Below are 18,081 nucleotides of genomic sequence, written 5' to 3' on the forward strand. Positions count from 1 at the left end.
GGACCGGACAAATGGACAGGCAAGTCAAGGGGATCCTGGGCGCCAAGCTCGGCATGACCCAGGTCTGGGACAACAACAAGGTTGTGCCCGTGACCGTGGTTCAGGCCGGCCCGTGCGTCGTGAGCCAGGTTCGTAGCGCCGACAAGGACGGCTACTCCGCGGTCCAGCTGGCGTACGGGGTCATCGACCCGCGCAAGGTCAAGAAGCCGGTCGCCGGCCACTACGCCAAGGCGGACGTCGCGCCGCGCCGGCACATCGTCGAGCTGCGCACCTCCGACGCCGCGGACTACGCGCCGGGCCAGGAGGTCACGGTCGAGGAGTTCCCGGCCGGCGTCGTGATCGACGTGACCGGCAAGACCAAGGGCAAGGGCTACGCCGGCCCGATGAAGCGGCACGGCTTCCACGGTCTGCGTGCCAGCCACGGTGTCGAGCGCAAGCACCGCTCGCCCGGCTCGATCGGCGCCTGCGCGACCCCGGGTCGCGTCTTCAAGGGCACCCGGATGGCGGGCCGGATGGGTGGCGTGCGCTACACCGTCCAGAACCTGACCGTCCAGGCGGTCGACACCGAGAACAACCTCCTGCTCGTCCGCGGCGCCATCCCCGGCCCGAAGGGCGCGCTGGTCCTGGTCCGCACCGCGGCCAAGGCGAAGGTGAAGAAGGGCGGTGCGGCCAAGTGACCACCGTTGACGTCATCAACGTCGAAGGCGCCAAGAGCGGCTCCGTCGAGCTGCCGGCCGACATCTTCGACGCGCAGGCCAACATCGCCCTGATGCACCAGGTCGTGGTGGCCCAGCTCGCGGCGGCCCGTCAGGGTACGCACAAGACGAAGACCCGCGGCGAGGTCTCCGGTGGAGGCAAGAAGCCGTACAAGCAGAAGGGCACCGGTCGTGCCCGCCAGGGCTCGACCCGCGCGCCGCAGTTCGCCGGCGGTGGCGTGGTCCACGGCCCGGTGCCGCGCGACTACAGCCAGCGCACCCCGAAGAAGATGAAGGCCGCCGCCCTGCGTGGCGCCCTCTCCGACCGGGCCCGCGCCGGCCAGGTGCACGTCGTCGAGGCGTTCGTCTCCGGCGAGAAGCCGTCCACCAAGGCGGCCCTGGCCACGCTGACCAAGCTGACCCAGGCCCGTCGGGTCCTGGTCGTGCTGAGCAGCACCGACGAGCTGAACTGGGTGTCGCTGCGGAACCTGCGCAACGCGCAGGACAGCCGGGTGCACCTGATCGAGGCCGGCCAGCTCAACACCTACGACGTGCTGGTGGCCGACGACGTGGTCTTCACCAAGGAGGCCCTGGACGAGTTCCTGGGCGTTCCCGCCGAGACCACCGAGGAGGATGGCAAGTGAGCACGATCGCCGATCCGCGTGACGTCATCGTCGCGCCGGTCGTCTCGGAGAAGAGCTACAGCGAGCTGAACCGCAACTGGTACACCTTCCTGGTGCACCCGGACGCGAACAAGACCGAGATCAAGATCGCTATCCAGCAGATCTTCAACGTCCGCGTCCTGACGGTCAACACGCTCAACCGCGAGGGCAAGCGCAAGCGGACCCGTACCGGGTTCGGCAAGCGCAAGGACACCAAGCGCGCGATGGTGAAGCTGGCTGACGGTGACCGTATCGAGGCCTTCGGCGGCCCGGTCAGCTGAGGGGTGTAGACAATGGCTATCCGTAAGTACAAGCCGACGACGCCGGGCCGGCGTGGCTCGAGCGTTGCCGACTTCGCCGAGATCACCCGGTCGACGCCTGAGAAGTCGCTGCTGGCTCCGCTGCCGAAGAAGGGCGGACGCAACGCCCACGGCCGGATCACCACGCGGCACCACGGTGGCGGCCACAAGCGTCAGTACCGTCTGATCGACTTCAAGCGGGTCGACAAGGACGGCGTGCCGGCGAAGGTCGCCCACATCGAGTACGACCCGAACCGCACCGCGCGCATCGCGCTGCTGCACTACGCCGACGGCGAGAAGCGCTACATCATCGCGCCGAAGGACCTGAAGCAGGGCGACCGCGTCGAGTCCGGTCCGGGCGCCGACATCAAGCCGGGCAACAACCTGCCGCTGCGCAACATCCCGGTCGGTACCACCATCCACAACGTGGAGCTGCGTCCGGGCGGCGGCGCCAAGCTGGCCCGCTCGGCCGGCGTCGGCATCCAGCTGCTCGGCCGTGAGGGCGCGTACGCGACCCTGCGCATGCCGTCCGGCGAGATCCGGCGCGTGGACGTGCGCTGCCGCGCCAGCATCGGCGAGATCGGCAACGCCGACCAGTCGAACATCAACTGGGGTAAGGCCGGCCGTATGCGGTGGAAGGGCAAGCGCCCGACCGTCCGTGGTGTCGCGATGAACCCGGTCGACCACCCGCACGGTGGTGGTGAGGGTAAGACCTCCGGTGGTCGCCACCCGGTCAACCCGCAGGGTAAGCCCGAGGGCCGCACCCGTCGTAAGGGCCAGCCGAGCGACCGGCTGATCGTCCGCCGCCGCTACGCCACGCGTAAGCGCGGCTGAGGGAGATAAGACATGCCTCGCAGCCTGAAGAAGGGCCCGTTCGTCGACGACCACCTGCTCAAGAAGGTGGAGACGCAGAACGACAAGGGCTCGAAGAACGTCATCAAGACCTGGTCGCGCCGCTCGACGATCATCCCGGAGATGCTGGGTCACACGATCGCCGTGCACGACGGACGTAAGCACGTCCCGGTCTTCGTGACCGAGGCCATGGTCGGGCACAAGCTCGGCGAGTTCGCGCTGACCCGCACGTTCAAGGGTCACGAGAAGGACGACCGGAAGAGCCGCCGGCGCTGACGCCGCGGGCATACGGATAGAGGAACAAGGGGTTACAGCGATGCCAGGAAAGGGCGACGCTCCGGTGCTTCCGGGCGCGCGGGCGGTTGCGCGGCACGTGCGCATCTCGCCGATGAAGGCGCGCCGGGTGGTCAACCTCGTCCGCGGCCTGCCCGCGAAGGAGGCGCTCACGGTGCTGCAGTTCGCGCCGCAGGCTGCGAGCGAGCAGGTGTACAAGGTGCTCGCGAGCGCGATCGCCAACGCGGAGAACAACGAGCGGCTGGACCCCGACGCGCTGCTCGTCAGTGAGGCGTTCGTCGACGAGGGCCCGACCATGAAGCGGTTCCGGCCGCGTGCGCAGGGCCGGGCGTACCGGATCCGCAAGCGCACCTGCCACATCACCGTGGCGGTCGAGGCGGTTGCGCCGGCCGCGCCGAAGAAGTCGGCGAAGAAGGCCGCTCCGGCCAAGCCGGCCGCTGAGGAGCAGAGCACGACGGAGGGTGCCGAGTAATGGGTCAGAAGGTTCACCCGACCGGGTTCCGGCTCGGCATCTCGACCGACTGGAAGTCCCGCTGGTTCGCGGACAAGCTCTACAAGGACTACATCGGCGAGGACGTCAAGATCCGCCGGATGATGTCCAAGGGCCTCGAGCGCGCCGGCATCTCCAAGGTCGACATCGAGCGCACCCGCGACCGGGTCCGCGTCGACATCCACACCGCCCGGCCGGGCATCGTCATCGGCCGTAAGGGTGCGGAGGCCGACCGGATCCGCGGCGAGCTGGAGAAGCTCACCGGCAAGCAGGTCCAGCTGAACATCATCGAGGTGAAGAACCCCGAGTCGGACGCGCAGCTGGTCGCCCAGGGCGTCGCCGAGCAGCTGTCCAGCCGGGTCAGCTTCCGTCGGGCCATGCGCAAGGCGATGCAGTCCGCCATGAAGAACCCCGCCTGCAAGGGCATCCGGGTTCAGGTCTCGGGCCGTCTGGGCGGCGCCGAGATGAGCCGGACCGAGTTCTACCGCGAGGGCCGGGTTCCGCTGCACACGCTGCGGGCCAACATCGAGTACGGCTTCTTCGAGGCCCGTACCACCTTCGGCCGGATCGGCGTGAAGGTCTGGATCTACAAGGGCGACGCCGTCCCGGGCCGCGAGGCCCCGGCCGAGGCCGCCCCGTCGCGCGGCCCGCGCCGTGACCGTGGCGACCGGCCGGACCGGCCGCGCCGTGGCCGCTCGGGCTCGTCCGGTACGACCGCCGGTGGCACCGAGGCCGGCCGGGCTGCCGCGACGACCATCGCGCAGCAGGCGGAGACGCCGGCCGGTGAGCCGGTCGACAGCAGCGCTGTCGCCGCAGCCGCCTCGGCTCCGGTCGGTAACCAGCCGGCAGAACAGCAGCAGGAGGGCTGACAGATGCTGATGCCGCGCAAGCCCCCGAAGGGCTTCCGCAAGCCGCACCACCCGGACCGCAGTGGCGCGTCCAAGGGTGGTAACCGGGTGGTGTTCGGCGAGTTCGGGATCCAGGCTCTCGAGCCGGCGTACGTGACCAACCGCCAGATCGAGTCGGCGCGTATCGCGATGACCCGCCACATCAAGCGTGGCGGCAAGGTCTGGATCACGATCTTCCCGGACCAGGCCCTCACCAAGAAGCCGGCCGAGACCCGGATGGGTTCCGGTAAGGGTTCGCCCGAGTGGTGGGTCGCCAACGTGAAGCCGGGGCGGGTTCTCTTCGAGATGTCCTTCCCCAACGAGCAGATCGCGCGAGAGGCGATGCGTCGCGCGATCCACAAGCTCCCGATGAAGTGCCGCATTGTTACGCGCGAAGTGGGTGAATCCTGATGGCAGCGGGCGTCAAGCCCTCCGAGCTGCGTGAGCTCTCCGAGGAGGAGCTGGTCACGAAGTTGCGCGAGGCGAAGGCGGAGCTGTTCAACCTCCGCGTGCAGGCCGCAACCGGGCAGCTGGACAACAACCGGCGGCTGCAGGTCATCCGTCGGGAGATCGCCCGGATCTACACGATCATGCGTGAGCGTGAGCTGGGTCTCTCGGCCGCGCCGACTGAGGTGACTGCATCATGAGTGAGAACACCACCGCCCCCGCGCGGGCCCGCCGCAAGGTTCGCGAGGGCCTCGTGGTCAGCGACAAGATGGACAAGACCGTCGTGGTCGAGGTCGAGGACCGCGTCAAGCACGCGCTGTACGGCAAGATCATGCGCCGTACGAGCAAGCTGAAGGTGCACGACGAGCAGAACTCGGCCGGCATCGGCGACCGGGTCCTGATCATGGAGACCCGGCCGCTGTCCGCCACCAAGCGCTGGCGGCTCGTGGAGATCCTCGAGAAGGCCAAGTAGCGAAGGCTCGAGCTCGGCCGGGTCTCGGTCGGGCGCAGGTTCCGCCAGGCTCCGGCCGCCCCGAGCGGCCGGAGAACCGGCAGACATAGGAGATAGACGTGATTCAGCAGGAGTCGCGACTGCGCGTCGCCGACAACACGGGTGCCCGGGAGATCCTGTGCATCCGGGTGCTCGGCGGCTCCGGTCGGCGCTACGCGAGCATCGGCGACGTCATCGTGGCGACCGTCAAGGACGCGATCCCCGGTGCCGGTGTGAAGAAGGGCGACGTCGTCAAGGCCGTCGTCGTTCGGACCGCCAAGGAGAAGCGGCGGCCGGACGGGTCGTACATCCGCTTCGACGAGAACGCCGCCGTCATCATCAAGGACGGTGGGGACCCGCGCGGTACCCGTATCTTCGGCCCGGTGGGCCGGGAGCTGCGGGACAAGCGGTTCATGAAGATCATCTCTCTCGCGCCGGAGGTGTTGTGACCGTGAAGGTCAAGAAGGGCGACACGGTCGTCGTCATCGCCGGCAAGGACAAGGGTGCCAAGGGCAAGGTCATCGCGGCCTACCCGCGGCAGGACAAGGTCCTGGTCGAGGGCGTGAACCGGGTCAAGAAGCACACCCGTATCAGCACCACCCAGCGTGGCGCCAAGACCGGCGGCATCGTCACCCAGGAGGCCCCGATCCACGTCTCGAACGTGATGGTCCTGGACTCCGACGGCAAGCCGACCCGCGTCGGCTACCGGATCGACGACAACGGCCAGAAGGTCCGCATCGCGCGTAGCACCGGTAAGGACCTCTGATGACCACGGCTACCGAAACCAAGACCCTGCCGCGCCTCAAGGAGCGGTACCGCAACGAGGTGGTGGCCGAGCTGCAGAAGCAGTTCGAGTTCGCCAACCCGATGCAGGTGCCGCGGCTGGTCAAGATCGTCGTCAACATGGGTGTCGGCGAGGCCGCTCGCGACGCCAAGCTGATCGACGGGGCCGTCCGCGACCTGGCCACCATCACCGGCCAGAAGCCGCAGGTCCGGCGGGCCACCAAGTCCATCGCGCAGTTCAAGCTCCGCGAGGGCATGCCGATCGGCGCGAAGGTCACCCTGCGCGGCGACCGGATGTGGGAGTTCCTGGACCGGCTGCTCTCGATCGCGCTGCCGCGTATCCGTGACTTCCGCGGCCTGGACGGGCGCAAGCTCGACGGGCACGGCAACTACACGTTCGGTCTGACCGAGCAGTCGGTGTTCCACGAGATCGATCAGGACAAGATCGATCGCCAGCGGGGCATGGACATCACGGTGGTCACGACCGCCACGACCGACGACGAGGGCCGGGCGCTGCTCAAGCTCCTGGGCTTCCCGTTCAAGGAGAACTGAGATGGCCAAGAAGGCGCTGATCATCAAGGCGGCCGCGAAGCCGAAGTTCTCGGTTCGCGCGTACACCCGCTGCCAGCGGTGCGGGCGTCCGAAGGCGGTCTACCGCAAGTTCGGTCTCTGCCGGGTGTGCATCCGGGAGATGGCCCACCGCGGTGAGCTGCCCGGCGTGTCCAAGGCTTCCTGGTAATAGCCCGGCGCGCTCCGGCGCGTCAGCTGAACTGTCTCTTCGCCGTAGGCCCCGGGCCTGGCCCGGGGAACCCCGGCGAGAAAGGTTGACGAGTTTTCATGACGATGACCGACCCGATCGCAGACATGCTCACGCGTCTGCGTAACGCCAACCAGGCGTACCACGACCGGGTGACGATGCCGTACTCGAAGATCAAGGCGAACATCGCCGAGGTCCTCAAGGCCGAGGGTTACATCGCCACCTGGTCGGTCGAGGAGCCCGAGGAGGGCGCCGTCGGCAAGCGACTGGTCGTCGAGCTGAAGTACGGCCAGAACCGCGAGCGGAGCCTGGCCGGCATCAAGCGCGTGTCCAAGCCCGGTCTCCGGGTGTACGCCAAGTCGGACGGGCTCCCGCGGGTGCTCGGCGGGCTGGGCGTGGCGATCATTTCGACGTCCCAGGGACTGCTCACCGACCGGCAGGCCCGCAAGCGGAGCGTTGGCGGGGAAGTCCTCGCCTTCGTCTGGTAACGGGAGACAGGTAGAAATGTCGCGTATTGGACGTAAGTCGATCCCGGTGCCTGCCGGCGTCGACATCACGATCGACGGCCGGACCGTCAAGGTCAAGGGCCCCAAGGGCGAGCTGAGCCACGTGCTGGCCGAGCCGATCACGGCGGAGCGGGGCGAGGACGGCGAGCTGCACGTCAACCGGCCCAACGACGAGCGCAAGGCCAAGGAGCTGCACGGCCTGAGCCGTACGCTGGTGGCCAACATGATCGTCGGTGTGACCGAGGGCTACCGCAAGAGCCTGGAGATCGCCGGCACCGGTTACCGCGTGACCGCCAAGGGCAAGGACCTGGAGTTCGCGCTCGGGTTCTCGCACCCGGTCCTGGTGCCGGCGCCGGAGGGCATCACCTTCACGGTCGAGAAGCCGACGCTGTTCCACGTGGCCGGCATCGACAAGCAGCAGGTCGGCGAGGTCGCCGCCAACATCCGGAAGATCCGTCCGCCGGAGCCCTACAAGGGCAAGGGCGTGAAGTACCAGGGCGAGGTCATCCGCCGCAAGGCTGGAAAGGCAGGTAAGAAGTGAGCGCCACGCTGCTCAAGCGCCGCCGCGGCGTCGCCGCCAAGCGTGCCGTCGGGCGTGCGCGTCGGCACTTCCGGGTCCGCAAGAACGTCAGCGGCACCGCCGAGCGTCCCCGCCTGGTCGTCACCCGCTCCCTGCGCCACGTGGTGGCCCAGGTCGTGGACGACACCAAGGGTCACACCCTGGCGTCGGCCTCGACCATGGACGCCTCGCTGCGCGGCGCCGAGGGCGACAAGAGCGCCCTGGCCGGCAAGGTCGGCGCCCTGCTCGCCGAGCGCGCCAAGGCCGCCGGCGTCTCGAAGGTCGTCTTCGACCGCGGTGGCAACCGGTACGCGGGGCGTGTCGCCGCGCTTGCCGACGCCGCCCGCGAAGCCGGGCTCGAGTTCTAGAAACCCCGTCACGAGAGAGAAGGAAGGCTGCTGATGCCAGGTCAACAGCGCCGTGGCGGCGGGTCCGGTGGCAACGAGGGTGGTCGCCGCGACAACCGCCGTGAGGGCGGCCGCGGAAACGCGCCCGTCGAGAAGACCCCGCACCTCGAGCGGGTCGTCGCGATCAACCGCGTCGCCAAGGTCGTGAAGGGTGGTCGTCGCTTCAGCTTCACCGCCCTGGTGATCGTGGGCGACGGCGACGGCACCGTCGGTGTGGGCTACGGAAAGGCCAAGGAGGTGCCCGCGGCGATCGCCAAGGGTGTCGAGGAGGCCAAGAAGCACTTCTTCAAGGTGCCGCGCATCGGCGCCTCGATCCCGCACCCGGTGCAGGGCGAGGACGCGGCCGGTGTGGTGCTGCTCAAGCCGGCCTCCGCCGGTACGGGTGTCATCGCCGGTGGTCCGGTGCGTGCCGTGCTGGAGTGCGCGGGCATCCACGACGTGCTCTCCAAGAGCCTCGGCTCGTCCAACCCGATCAACATCGTGCACGCCACGGTGGCGGCCCTGAAGGGGCTCGAGTCCCCGGAGCAGGTCGCGGCCCGTCGTGGTCTGCCGGTCGAGGACGTCGCGCCGGCCGCCATGCTGGCGTCGCGGGCGGGGGTGGCGTCCTGATGGCACGCCTGAAGGTCACCCAGGTCCGGTCCGAGATCGGGACCAAGAAGAACCAGCGTGACTCGCTGCGTTCGCTCGGTCTCAAGCGGATCAACGACGTGGTGGTCAAGGAGGACCGGCCGGAGATCCGCGGCATGATCTTCACGGTCAACCACCTCGTGAAGGTCGAGGAGGTCGAGTAATGACGATCAAGGTGCACCACCTGCGTCCGGCTCCGGGTGCCAAGACCGACAAGACCCGCGTGGGTCGCGGTGAGGGCTCGAAGGGCAAGACCGCCGGTCGCGGTACCAAGGGTTCCAAGGCCCGGAAGAACATCTCGCCGGCGTTCGAGGGTGGGCAGATGCCCATCCACATGCGCCTGCCGAAGATGAAGGGCTTCAAGAACAAGTTCAAGGTCGTGTTCCAGGTGGTCAACCTGGACCGGCTGGCCGAGCTGTTCCCGAACGGCGGCCAGGTCGGCCCGGTCGAGCTGGTCGAGGCCGGCGCGGTCCGCAAGGGTCACCCGGTCAAGGTGCTCGGCACCGGCGACCTCGGTGGCGTGTCTCTCCAGGTCTCGGCGCACGCGTTCAGCGCGTCGGCCAAGGAGAAGATCACCGCCGCCGGTGGCTCGGTCACCGAGCTGTAAGGCGATGTCCACGGCGCCCGCTCAGTTGTTCGCAACTGGGCGGGCGCCATGGTCTACCGGCCACGTGTGCGCCGGGTAACATCGGATTCGTTTTATGTAGCCGGGCACATCTGCCCGGACCGGGATCGGACTGTTAGAGTCCGTTCCCAGCCATGGATACCGGGCATGCCGCCCGGCACCACCCCGCCCCGCCAGGGACTCGTCACCGGCGGCCCGCGTCGCGCAGGAGGAAGAAGTTGCTGTCCGCCTTTCTCAGTGCGTTCCGTACGCCTGACCTGCGCAAGAAGCTGCTGTTCACAGTAGGCATCATCGCGGTCTACCGGCTGGGCGCCACGCTGCCCAGCCCGGGCGTCTCGTACGGCAACGTGCAGAAGTGCCTCGACACGATCCAGGGTGGCAGCACGGGTGTGCTCAACCTGCTGGATCTCTTCTCCGGTGGCGCGCTGCTCCAGCTCTCGGTCTTCGCGCTGGGCATCATGCCCTACATCACCGCGTCGATCATCCTCCAGCTGCTGACGGTGGTGATCCCGCGCCTGGAGCAGCTCCGCAAGGAGGGCCAGGCCGGGCAGGCCAAGATCACGCAGTACACCCGCTACCTGACGCTGGGCCTGGGCGTCCTCCAGGCCTCGGCGTTCGTGGCGCTGGCCCGGTCCGGCCAGCTGTTCAACAACCAGTGCGACCAGTTCCCGATCGTGCCCGAGGGCACCGGCATCCCGAACTGGCTGACCCTGACCATCCTGGTCATGACCATGACCGCCGGCACCGGCGTGGTGATGTGGCTCGGTGAGCTGATCACCGACCGGGGCGTCGGCAACGGCATGTCCGTGCTGATCTTCACCTCGATCGCGGCCCGGCTCCCCAGCGAGGGCTGGAAGATCAAGACCACCAAGGGCTGGGGGATGTTCCTCCTCGTCATCGCCCTGGTGCTGGTGGTCATCACCGCGGTCACGTTCATCGAGCAGGCGCAGCGCCGCATCCCGGTGCAGTACGCCAAGCGCATGATCGGCCGGCGGATGTACGGCGGCACGTCGACCTACATCCCGCTGAAGGTGAACCAGGCGGGTGTCATCCCGGTCATCTTCGCCTCGTCGCTGCTCTACCTGCCGCAGCTCGCGCTCCAGTTCTTCGATCAGAACGACCCGGGCAAGGTCCAGGCGTGGATCCAGAACCACATCGTGAAGGCGAGCGCGCCGGAGCACATCGCGATCTACTTCCTGCTGATCATCTTCTTCACGTACTTCTACGTGTCGATCACGTTCAACCCGACCGAGGTCGCGGACAACATGAAGAAGTACGGCGGCTTCGTGCCGGGCATCCGCCCCGGCAAGCCGACCGCCGAGTACCTCGACTTCATCCTCAGCCGGATCACCCTGCCGGGCGCGCTCTACCTGGGCGTCGTCGCGATCCTGCCGAACTTCTTCTTCATCTGGCTCGACAACCAGCAGTTCCAGAACTTTCCGTTCGGCGGCACCGCTGTGCTCATCATGGTCGGCGTCGGTCTGGAGACCGTGAAGCAGATCGAGAGCCAACTCATGCAGCGGAACTACGAAGGGTTCCTGCGGTAGATGCGACTCGTTCTGGTTGGCCCGCCGGGCGCGGGCAAGGGCACACAGGCGGAGTTCGTCGCCGCGCACCTCTCGGTGCCGAAGATCTCGACCGGTGACATCTTCCGGGCGAACGTCTCCCAGGGCACGCCGCTGGGCGTCGAGGCCAAGCGGTACATGGACGCCGGTAAGCTGGTCCCGGACGAGGTCACCATCAACATGGTGCGGGACCGGCTCGCCGAGCCGGACGCGAGCGAGGGCTTCCTGCTCGACGGCTTCCCGCGGACCACGCCGCAGGCCGCCGCGCTGGACAAGCTCCTCGCCGACCTCGGCACCGCGCTGGACCTGGTGCTGGAACTGGTCGTCGACGACGACGAGGTGATCCGGCGGCTGTCCGGCCGGCGCACCTGCCGGGGCTGCGGCAAGATCTGGCACGTCGAGTTCGACGCGCCGAGCCGGGAGGGCGTCTGCGACCGCTGCGGCGCCGAGCTGTTCCAGCGTGACGACGACAAGCCGGAGACCATCGCCGCCCGGCTGCGGGAGTACGCCGAGAAGACCGCGCCGCTCGTGGACTACTACGGCGCCCAGGGCAAGCTGGTGGGCATCGACGCGACCGGCCCGGTGGAGGACGTCACCGTCCGCGCCATCGACGCGCTGCGCTCGTACGGCGGCTGAGGTCCCACCGCCGCCCGGCGGATAGAGTGCGAACAGCGGGGTACGCGCGACGTGCCCCGCTGCTCCGCGTACGCGCGACGAAAGGTAACCACCACCATGCGCCGTCCCCAGCTGGACATCCAGCTGAAGACCCCCGAGCAGATCGAGCTGATGCGGGCCGCCGGTCTGGTCGTCGCCCGCGCCCTGCGCCGGATGCGGGAGGCGGTGGCGCCGGGCGTGTCGACGGCCGACCTGGACGTGATCGCCGAGTCGACCATCCGCGAGGCCGGCGCCGTGCCGTCGTTCAAGGGCTACCACGGCTTCCCGGCGTCGATCTGCTCCTCGGTCAACCAGCAGGTGGTGCACGCCATCCCGTCGCCCGCTCAGGTGCTGCGCGAGGGTGACCTGATCTCGATCGACTGCGGCGCGGTGCTGGACGGCTGGCACGGCGACGCGGCGGTCACGGTGCCGGTCGGCGAGGTCGACCCGGCCCTGCTGAGGATGACGGCGGTGGCCGAGGACGCCATGTGGGCCGGGATCGCCGCCGCCGCGCGCGGGGCGGCCTCCGGCAAGGGCCGGCTCACCGACATCTCCCACGCGGTCGAGAACGCGGTCCGCCGGGGCGGCCGGTACGGCATCGTCGACGGCTACGGCGGCCACGGCATCGGCACCGAGATGCACCAGGACCCGCACGTGCTCAACCACGGGCGTCCGGGCAAGGGGCCGCGCCTGGTGCCGGGCCTGGCGCTCGCGATCGAGCCGATGATCACGATGGGCTCGCCGCGTACCGTCGAGCTGGCCGACGGCTGGACCGTGGTGACCCGGGACGGGTCGATGGCGGTGCACGTCGAGCACTCGATGGCGCTGCTGGACGACGGCGTGTGGGTGCTGACCGCCGAGGACGGCGGACGGGCCCGCCTGGGCGACCTGGTGACCGCGCGGCAGACGTCTGTCGACTCCCCGGCCTGATCGAGGGCCCCGGCCGCGCCGGATGACCGGCGCACGCCGTGCCGCGCTGGCGATCGGGTGACATGCTTGCTCCCATGGAGGAGCGCAACCGCATGCGGGCGGCCGACGCGGACCGGGAGGCCACCGCCGAGCGACTCCGGGCGGCGTTGAACGAGGGCCGGCTCGACCTGCACGAGTACGACGACCGGCTGCGCCGGGCGTACGGGTCGAAGACCTACGGCGAGCTGGACGAGCTGCTGACCGACCTGCCCGGCCCCCGACCGGCGGAGAACTCCCTGCCGGCTCCGCGCGCGACCGGGAGGAGCGGGGTGGCCGACCCGGGCCCGGCGGCGGTGAGCGCGCGCAACGCCTGGCTGCTGGGGGTCTGGGGGCCCTGGCTGAAGGTGGCCCTGATCCTCACCGCGGTCTGGTTCGTCTCCCAGCTCGGCGAGGGTGAGATCGAGTTCGACGACTACTGGCCGATCTGGGTGCTCGGCCCGTGGGGCGCCGTGGTGCTCTACCAGACGATCCAGGGGCTGGCCCACGGGGCGCCGGAGAAGGACGCCGAGCGCCGGCGGCGCAAGCAGGTCGAGCGGGAGGCCCGCCGGCGGGCGAAGCGGGAGCTGCCGGAGACGTGACCTGCGTCATATCCGAGCCGTCCGGGTGACTGTCACGCCGGTCGGTTTGGCGAGCACGTGCGGGTCGGCGTACACTTTCTGATCGGCGCACAGCGTCCACTCCGCCATGCCCACCCAGCGCTTCGGTGGGAGTCGGAGCCGCGGCTGGCGCGGGTTTCTGATCTTGGTCAGTTCGCCCGTGTAAGACGTTGTGGGCCGTCCGGAGTAACCGACGTCAGGACAGCGGAGGACATGCCGAAAAAAGACGGAGCCATCGAGATCGAGGGTCGGGTCATCGAGCCCCTGCCGAACGCCATGTTCCGGGTGGAGCTCGCGAACGGCCACAAGGTGCTCGCTCACATCAGCGGCAAGATGCGGCAGCACTACATCCGCATCCTGCCGGAGGACCGGGTCGTCGTCGAACTCTCGCCGTACGACCTGACCCGCGGGCGCATCGTCTACCGCTACAAGTAAGCCTGACGGCGGCCGGGAGACCCGTGTCCGTCTTCGACGTCCGGATCGCGCACCGCCGCGGCTCCGGGCCAGATGGGAAGTAAGGCAACCGTGAAGGTCAAGCCGAGCGTCAAGAGGATCTGCAACAAGTGCCGGGTGATCCGCCGGCACGGCCGGGTCATGGTCATCTGCACCGACCCGCGCCACAAGCAGCGCCAGGGCTGACGCCCCACACATCACCAGCTCGTCCCAGCCGCGGTCGGGTGCGCAGCGCGTACCCCCTCGTGGTTGACCCCCGGTCGGAGGCCGGGGCCCGCTTGGGCAGCGACCGATCCCGGTCGCCGGCGTTCTTGACGCCGGAAGGACAGGGACGGCCGGTAGCGGGGTGGGACGGGTCCACACCTCCGCCACAACATCACGAGGAGTACGCCCGCACATGGCACGTCTAGTCGGCGTGGATCTCCCCCGCGAGAAGCGGATGGAGATCGCGCTCACCTACATCTTCGGGGTCGGTCGTACCCGCGCCCTGGAGACGCTCGCCGCGACCGGCATCTCGCCGGACAAGCGCGTTCGGGACCTCACGGACGAGGAGCTCGTCGAGCTCCGGAACCACATCGAGGGCAACTACAAGGTTGAAGGCGACCTGCGCCGCGAGGTCGCCGCTGACATCCGCCGCAAGGTCGAGATCGGCTGCTACGCCGGTATCCGGCACCGTCGCGGTCTGCCCGTGCGTGGCCAGCGCACCAAGACCAACGCGCGGACCCGGAAGGGCCCGAAGCGGACCGTGGCCGGCAAGAAGAAGCCCGGCAAGAAGTAACTAGGAGCGCACAGACTTATGCCACCGAAGGCTCGTGCCGGAGCCGCCGTCAAGAAGGTCCGGCGCAAGGAACGCAAGAACGTCGCCCACGGGCAGGCGCACATCAAGAGCACCTTCAACAACACCATCGTGTCCATCACGGACCCGACCGGTGCGGTCATCTCCTGGGCCTCCTCCGGCCAGGTCGGATTCAAGGGCTCCCGCAAGTCGACTCCGTTCGCCGCGCAGCTCGCCGCCGAGGCCGCCGCGCGTCGCGCGATGGAGCACGGCATGCGCAAGGTCGACGTGTTCGTCAAGGGCCCCGGCTCCGGCCGGGAGACCGCCATCCGTTCGCTGCAGGCCGTGGGCCTCGAGGTCGGGCAGATCTCCGACGTCACCCCGCAGCCGCACAACGGGTGCCGTCCGCCGAAGCGTCGCCGGGTCTGAGAGGTTAGAGAGAGATGGCTCGTTACACCGGTGCTGACTGCCGCCGTTGCCGGCGGGAGAAGATGAAGCTGTTCCTCAAGGGCAGCAAGTGCGATGGTCCGAAGTGCCCGTTCGAGTCCCGGCCGTTCCCGCCCGGGCAGCACGGCCGCGGCCGCACGAAGGAGACGGAGTACCTGCTCCAGCTCCGTGAGAAGCAGAAGGCCCGTCGTGTCTACGGCGTGCTGGAGAAGCAGTTCCGCGGCTACTACGAAGAGGCCGTGAGCAAGGAGGCCAAGACCGGCGAGGTCCTGCTGCAGATCCTCGAGTCGCGGCTGGACAACGTGGTCTACCGGGCCGGCTACGCCAGCTCCCGGGACATGGCCCGTCAGCTGGTCAAGCACGGCCACTTCACGGTGAACGGCAAGAAGGTCGACATCCCGTCGTACCGCGTCAAGGAGCACGACATCATCGAGGTCCGGGGCAAGAGCAAGGAGCTCACCCCGTTCCTGGTGGCGCAGGCTCAGGCCGGTTCGCGGTCGGTTCCGGCGTGGCTGGAGGCCATCCCGAGCCAGATGAAGATCCTCGTGCACTCGCTCCCGGCCCGCCAGGTGATCGACACCCAGGTCCAGGAGCAGCTGATCGTCGAGCTCTACTCCAAGTAAGGGCTCGTTGCGGTGGCCCGTCCGTCCGGGCGGGCCACCGGAACAGTTTGGCGGGCGTCATATGGCGGGCGCCCCGGAAGAGAAGAGACACCATGCTCATCAGCCAGCGACCGACCCTCTCCGAGGAGTCGATCAACGAGACCCGCTCCCGGTTCACCATCGAGCCGCTGGAGCCCGGCTTCGGCTACACCCTGGGCAACTCGCTGCGGCGTACGCTGCTGTCGTCGATCCCGGGTGCGGCGGTCACCTCGATCAAGATCGACGGTGTGCTGCACGAGTTCACCACGATCCCCGGTGTCAAGGAGGACGTGGTCGAGCTCGTCATGAACATCAAGGAGCTGTGCGTCAGCTCCGAGCACGACGAGCCGGTCAGCATGTACCTGCGCAAGCAGGGCCCGGGCGACGTGACCGCCGGTGACATCCAGCCCCCGGCCGGTGTCTCGGTGCACAACCCGGACCTGAAGCTCGCCACCCTCAACGGCAAGGGCCGGCTCGACATGGAGCTGACCGTCGAGCGGGGTCGCGGCTACGTCACGGCGGCGCAGAACAAGCAGGCCGGCGCCGAGATCGGCCGGATCCCGGTCGACTCGATCTACTCGCCGGTGCTCAAGGTGACGTACCGGGTCGAGGCGACCCGTGTCGAGCAGCGGACCGACTTCGACCGGCTGATCATCGACGTCGAGACCAAGCCGTCGATGGGCCCGCGTACCGCGCTGGCCTCGGCCGGCTCGACGCTGGTGGAGCTGTTCGGGCTGGCCCGGGAGCTGGACGAGACCGCCGAGGGTATCGACATCGGGCCGTCCCCGCAGGACGCCCAGCTGGCGGCGGACCTCGCCCTGCCGATCGAGGAGCTGGACCTCACCGTCCGCTCCTACAACTGCCTCAAGCGCGAGGGCATCAACTCCGTTGGTGAGCTCATCGGGCGTACCGAGGCCGACCTCCTCGACATCCGCAACTTCGGTCAGAAGTCGATCGACGAGGTCAAGATGAAGCTCGCCGGGATGGGCCTGGGGCTGAAGGACTCGGCTCCGAACTTCGACCCGGCGCACGTCGTGGACGCCTTCGGCGAGGCGGACTACGACACCGACGACTACCGCGAGACCGAGCAGCTCTAGTCCGCGCTGCCGCCACACCTGAGGAGCACCAAGCATGCCCACGCCCACCAAGGGCCCCCGCCTCGGCGGCAGCCCCGCGCACGAGCGGCTGATGCTGGCCAACCTGGCCACCGCGCTGTTCCAGCACGGCAAGATCCAGACCACCGAGACGAAGGCCCGGCGGCTGCGTCCGCTGGCCGAGCAGCTCATCACCAAGGCCAAGCGCGGCGACCTCGCCTCGCGCCGCCGGGTGCTGGGCGTCGTCAAGGACAAGGACGTGGTCTACGCCCTGTTCGACCAGATCGCGCCCCGGTACGCCAACCGCAACGGTGGCTACACCCGGATCGTGAAGACCGGTCCGCGCAAGGGTGACGCCGCTCCGATGGCGATCATCGAGCTGGTGGAGGAGCTTCAGGTCGCCGAGCCGAAGGCGAACAAGAAGACCGCCGCCCGCAAGGCCGCCCAGCAGGACAAGGTCGAGGCCCTGGCCCCGGCCGAGGAGACCCCGCGCTCCAGCGCCGGTGACCAGGACGCCGAGGCGCCGGTCTCCGCGTCGGGTGACACCGCCGCCGCCCGTGAGGACAGCGACGAGGTCACCGAGAACGACAAGGCCTGAGATCAGGCTCGACCGGGCCCGGCATCCCCTCGGGGGTGCCGGGCCCGTCGCCGTCGACAGGAGGTACGAGGTGGACGAGCGGACCCGGCTGCGGCTGGACGTCTCGTACGACGGCACCGACTTCTCCGGCTGGGCGCCCCAGCCGACCCGGCGCACCGTGGCGGGCGTGCTCGTGCAGACGCTGGACCTGGTGCTCGGCGCCGGCACGGCGACCGGCCTGACAGTCGCCGGGCGTACCGACGCCGGGGTGCACGCCACCGGGCAGGTCTGCCACCTCGACCTGCCGGCCGCGGTGTGGCGGGAGCACGAGGGGCGGTTGCTGCGCCGGCTGGCCCGGCTCCTGCCGCCTGATGTGCGGGTGCGCGCGATGACCGAGGTGCCCGCCGACTTCGACGCCCGGTTCTCGGCCACGTTCCGGCGTTACGAGTACCGGGTCACCGACGCCCCGTGGGGCGCCGAGCCGCTGCGCCGCCGGGACACCCTGGCCTGGCCGAAGCCGCTGGACCTGGCGGCGCTCAACGCCGCCGCCGCCGGGCTGGTGGGCGAGCACGACTTCGCCGCGTACTGCCGGCGCAAGGAGAACGCGACCACGCTGCGCGAGGTGACCCGGCTGGACTGGCGGCGCGACCCGGACGGGATCCTGGTCGCCACCGTGCAGGCCGACGCGTTCTGCCAGAACATGGTGCGCAGCCTGGTCGGGGCGATGCTGGTCGCGGGCGACGGGCGGCGGCCGGTCCAGTGGCCGGCCGGCCTGCTGACCCGGCGTGAGCGCTCCAGCGAGGTGACTGTGGCGCCCGCGCACGGCCTCGCCCTGGTCGAGGTGGGCTACCCGGCGGACCCGGCCGAGTACGCCCGCCGTGCCGACCTGACCCGCCGGTTGCGGGTGCCGGTGGCCGAGGGCTGAGCCCG

General features: G+C 69.2%; 32 protein-coding genes. All 32 read left to right on the forward strand.

Going from position 1 to position 18,081, the window contains the following annotated elements:
• The first annotated feature begins 11 nt into the window (after positions 1-11).
• The 32 genes from rplC (at position 12) to truA (ending at position 18,076) form a co-directional block, all read left to right on the forward strand.
• Positions 12-677: a 50S ribosomal protein L3 gene (gene rplC, locus ABIH81_RS11690; RefSeq protein WP_120573086.1), complete on the forward strand. Its 666-nt coding sequence runs from the start codon at positions 12-14 to the stop codon at positions 675-677.
• Positions 674-1,339 (forward strand): 50S ribosomal protein L4, encoded by a 666-nt coding sequence (gene rplD / locus ABIH81_RS11695; RefSeq protein ID WP_349880286.1) that lies wholly within the window; start codon positions 674-676, stop codon positions 1,337-1,339. Before rplC ends, rplD begins: the two co-directional genes overlap by 4 nt.
• Positions 1,336-1,638: a 50S ribosomal protein L23 gene (gene rplW / locus ABIH81_RS11700; RefSeq protein WP_013288632.1), complete on the forward strand. Its 303-nt coding sequence runs from the start codon at positions 1,336-1,338 to the stop codon at positions 1,636-1,638. The genes rplD and rplW overlap by 4 nt, the downstream gene beginning before the upstream one ends.
• Positions 1,639-1,650: 12 nt before the next feature.
• Complete coding sequence (rplB, locus tag ABIH81_RS11705) at positions 1,651-2,490, forward strand: 50S ribosomal protein L2 (protein WP_013288631.1); 840 nt, start codon at positions 1,651-1,653, stop codon at positions 2,488-2,490.
• A gap of 12 nt (positions 2,491-2,502) precedes the next feature.
• Complete coding sequence (gene rpsS / locus ABIH81_RS11710; protein WP_007073032.1) at positions 2,503-2,784, forward strand: 30S ribosomal protein S19; 282 nt, start codon at positions 2,503-2,505, stop codon at positions 2,782-2,784.
• A gap of 40 nt (positions 2,785-2,824) precedes the next feature.
• A complete protein-coding gene (gene rplV, locus ABIH81_RS11715) occupies positions 2,825-3,274 on the forward strand; it encodes a 50S ribosomal protein L22 (RefSeq protein ID WP_018784552.1) in 450 nt (149 codons plus the stop codon).
• On the forward strand, positions 3,274-4,161 hold the full coding sequence (rpsC, locus tag ABIH81_RS11720; RefSeq protein WP_013288629.1) for a 30S ribosomal protein S3: 888 nt from the start codon (positions 3,274-3,276) through the stop codon (positions 4,159-4,161). The genes rplV and rpsC overlap by 1 nt, the downstream gene beginning before the upstream one ends.
• A gap of 3 nt (positions 4,162-4,164) precedes the next feature.
• Positions 4,165-4,590 carry a 50S ribosomal protein L16 gene (gene rplP, locus ABIH81_RS11725; RefSeq protein WP_007465292.1) on the forward strand — a complete coding sequence of 142 codons (426 nt, stop codon included), beginning with the start codon at positions 4,165-4,167 and terminating at the stop codon, positions 4,588-4,590.
• The gene (rpmC, locus tag ABIH81_RS11730; protein WP_013288628.1) at positions 4,590-4,826 is read left to right on the forward strand and encodes a 50S ribosomal protein L29; all 237 of its coding nucleotides are present in this window, start codon (positions 4,590-4,592) and stop codon (positions 4,824-4,826) included. Before rplP ends, rpmC begins: the two co-directional genes overlap by 1 nt.
• A complete protein-coding gene (gene rpsQ, locus ABIH81_RS11735; RefSeq protein ID WP_030501606.1) occupies positions 4,823-5,098 on the forward strand; it encodes a 30S ribosomal protein S17 in 276 nt (91 codons plus the stop codon). The genes rpmC and rpsQ overlap by 4 nt, the downstream gene beginning before the upstream one ends.
• Positions 5,099-5,196: 98 nt before the next feature.
• Positions 5,197-5,565 (forward strand): 50S ribosomal protein L14, encoded by a 369-nt coding sequence (gene rplN / locus ABIH81_RS11740; protein ID WP_007073026.1) that lies wholly within the window; start codon positions 5,197-5,199, stop codon positions 5,563-5,565.
• On the forward strand, positions 5,562-5,882 hold the full coding sequence (gene rplX / locus ABIH81_RS11745; RefSeq protein ID WP_013288626.1) for a 50S ribosomal protein L24: 321 nt from the start codon (positions 5,562-5,564) through the stop codon (positions 5,880-5,882). Before rplN ends, rplX begins: the two co-directional genes overlap by 4 nt.
• Positions 5,882-6,451, forward strand: a complete 570-nt coding sequence (gene rplE, locus ABIH81_RS11750; RefSeq protein ID WP_018784556.1) for a 50S ribosomal protein L5 — start codon at positions 5,882-5,884, stop codon at positions 6,449-6,451. The genes rplX and rplE overlap by 1 nt, the downstream gene beginning before the upstream one ends.
• Position 6,452: 1 nt before the next feature.
• The gene (locus tag ABIH81_RS11755) at positions 6,453-6,638 is read left to right on the forward strand and encodes a type Z 30S ribosomal protein S14 (RefSeq protein ID WP_007465272.1); all 186 of its coding nucleotides are present in this window, start codon (positions 6,453-6,455) and stop codon (positions 6,636-6,638) included.
• A gap of 98 nt (positions 6,639-6,736) precedes the next feature.
• Complete coding sequence (gene rpsH / locus ABIH81_RS11760; RefSeq protein WP_013288624.1) at positions 6,737-7,144, forward strand: 30S ribosomal protein S8; 408 nt, start codon at positions 6,737-6,739, stop codon at positions 7,142-7,144.
• Between the two features lie 16 nt (positions 7,145-7,160).
• Positions 7,161-7,703: a 50S ribosomal protein L6 gene (rplF, locus tag ABIH81_RS11765; RefSeq protein ID WP_013288623.1), complete on the forward strand. Its 543-nt coding sequence runs from the start codon at positions 7,161-7,163 to the stop codon at positions 7,701-7,703.
• The gene (rplR, locus tag ABIH81_RS11770) at positions 7,700-8,089 is read left to right on the forward strand and encodes a 50S ribosomal protein L18 (protein ID WP_013288622.1); all 390 of its coding nucleotides are present in this window, start codon (positions 7,700-7,702) and stop codon (positions 8,087-8,089) included. Before rplF ends, rplR begins: the two co-directional genes overlap by 4 nt.
• Before the next feature lie 33 nt (positions 8,090-8,122).
• Positions 8,123-8,737, forward strand: coding sequence for a 30S ribosomal protein S5 (gene rpsE, locus ABIH81_RS11775; RefSeq protein WP_088987583.1), 615 nt, complete (start codon positions 8,123-8,125; stop codon positions 8,735-8,737).
• Positions 8,737-8,919, forward strand: a complete 183-nt coding sequence (rpmD, locus tag ABIH81_RS11780; RefSeq protein WP_013473693.1) for a 50S ribosomal protein L30 — start codon at positions 8,737-8,739, stop codon at positions 8,917-8,919. The genes rpsE and rpmD overlap by 1 nt, the downstream gene beginning before the upstream one ends.
• Positions 8,919-9,362, forward strand: a complete 444-nt coding sequence (gene rplO, locus ABIH81_RS11785) for a 50S ribosomal protein L15 (protein WP_018784561.1) — start codon at positions 8,919-8,921, stop codon at positions 9,360-9,362. Before rpmD ends, rplO begins: the two co-directional genes overlap by 1 nt.
• Positions 9,363-9,598: 236 nt before the next feature.
• On the forward strand, positions 9,599-10,927 hold the full coding sequence (gene secY, locus ABIH81_RS11790) for a preprotein translocase subunit SecY (protein ID WP_349880287.1): 1,329 nt from the start codon (positions 9,599-9,601) through the stop codon (positions 10,925-10,927).
• Positions 10,928-11,581, forward strand: coding sequence for an adenylate kinase (locus ABIH81_RS11795; RefSeq protein WP_128137052.1), 654 nt, complete (start codon positions 10,928-10,930; stop codon positions 11,579-11,581).
• Positions 11,582-11,677: 96 nt separating this feature from the next.
• Positions 11,678-12,529 (forward strand): type I methionyl aminopeptidase, encoded by an 852-nt coding sequence (map, locus tag ABIH81_RS11800; protein ID WP_349880288.1) that lies wholly within the window; start codon positions 11,678-11,680, stop codon positions 12,527-12,529.
• A gap of 92 nt (positions 12,530-12,621) precedes the next feature.
• Positions 12,622-13,146 (forward strand): DUF1707 domain-containing protein, encoded by a 525-nt coding sequence (locus ABIH81_RS11805; protein ID WP_349881072.1) that lies wholly within the window; start codon positions 12,622-12,624, stop codon positions 13,144-13,146.
• Between the two features lie 231 nt (positions 13,147-13,377).
• Positions 13,378-13,599 carry a translation initiation factor IF-1 gene (infA, locus tag ABIH81_RS11810; protein ID WP_007073013.1) on the forward strand — a complete coding sequence of 74 codons (222 nt, stop codon included), beginning with the start codon at positions 13,378-13,380 and terminating at the stop codon, positions 13,597-13,599.
• A gap of 90 nt (positions 13,600-13,689) precedes the next feature.
• Complete coding sequence (rpmJ, locus tag ABIH81_RS11815; RefSeq protein ID WP_012184307.1) at positions 13,690-13,803, forward strand: 50S ribosomal protein L36; 114 nt, start codon at positions 13,690-13,692, stop codon at positions 13,801-13,803.
• Between the two features lie 211 nt (positions 13,804-14,014).
• A complete protein-coding gene (rpsM, locus tag ABIH81_RS11820; RefSeq protein ID WP_013288614.1) occupies positions 14,015-14,395 on the forward strand; it encodes a 30S ribosomal protein S13 in 381 nt (126 codons plus the stop codon).
• Between the two features lie 18 nt (positions 14,396-14,413).
• Positions 14,414-14,821 carry a 30S ribosomal protein S11 gene (gene rpsK, locus ABIH81_RS11825; RefSeq protein ID WP_013288613.1) on the forward strand — a complete coding sequence of 136 codons (408 nt, stop codon included), beginning with the start codon at positions 14,414-14,416 and terminating at the stop codon, positions 14,819-14,821.
• Between the two features lie 14 nt (positions 14,822-14,835).
• Entirely contained in the window at positions 14,836-15,462 is a 627-nt protein-coding gene (gene rpsD, locus ABIH81_RS11830; protein ID WP_120573092.1) for a 30S ribosomal protein S4, read from the forward strand.
• Between the two features lie 92 nt (positions 15,463-15,554).
• Positions 15,555-16,577 carry a DNA-directed RNA polymerase subunit alpha gene (locus tag ABIH81_RS11835; RefSeq protein ID WP_013735931.1) on the forward strand — a complete coding sequence of 341 codons (1,023 nt, stop codon included), beginning with the start codon at positions 15,555-15,557 and terminating at the stop codon, positions 16,575-16,577.
• A gap of 34 nt (positions 16,578-16,611) precedes the next feature.
• Entirely contained in the window at positions 16,612-17,172 is a 561-nt protein-coding gene (gene rplQ / locus ABIH81_RS11840) for a 50S ribosomal protein L17 (RefSeq protein WP_349880289.1), read from the forward strand.
• A gap of 70 nt (positions 17,173-17,242) precedes the next feature.
• On the forward strand, positions 17,243-18,076 hold the full coding sequence (gene truA / locus ABIH81_RS11845) for a tRNA pseudouridine(38-40) synthase TruA (protein WP_349880290.1): 834 nt from the start codon (positions 17,243-17,245) through the stop codon (positions 18,074-18,076).
• Positions 18,077-18,081 lie beyond the last annotated feature (5 nt).

Origin of the sequence: Micromonospora sp. HUAS YX12, from assembly GCF_040215685.1 — a bacterium.
Classification (GTDB): Bacteria; Actinomycetota; Actinomycetes; order Mycobacteriales; family Micromonosporaceae; genus Micromonospora; species Micromonospora tulbaghiae.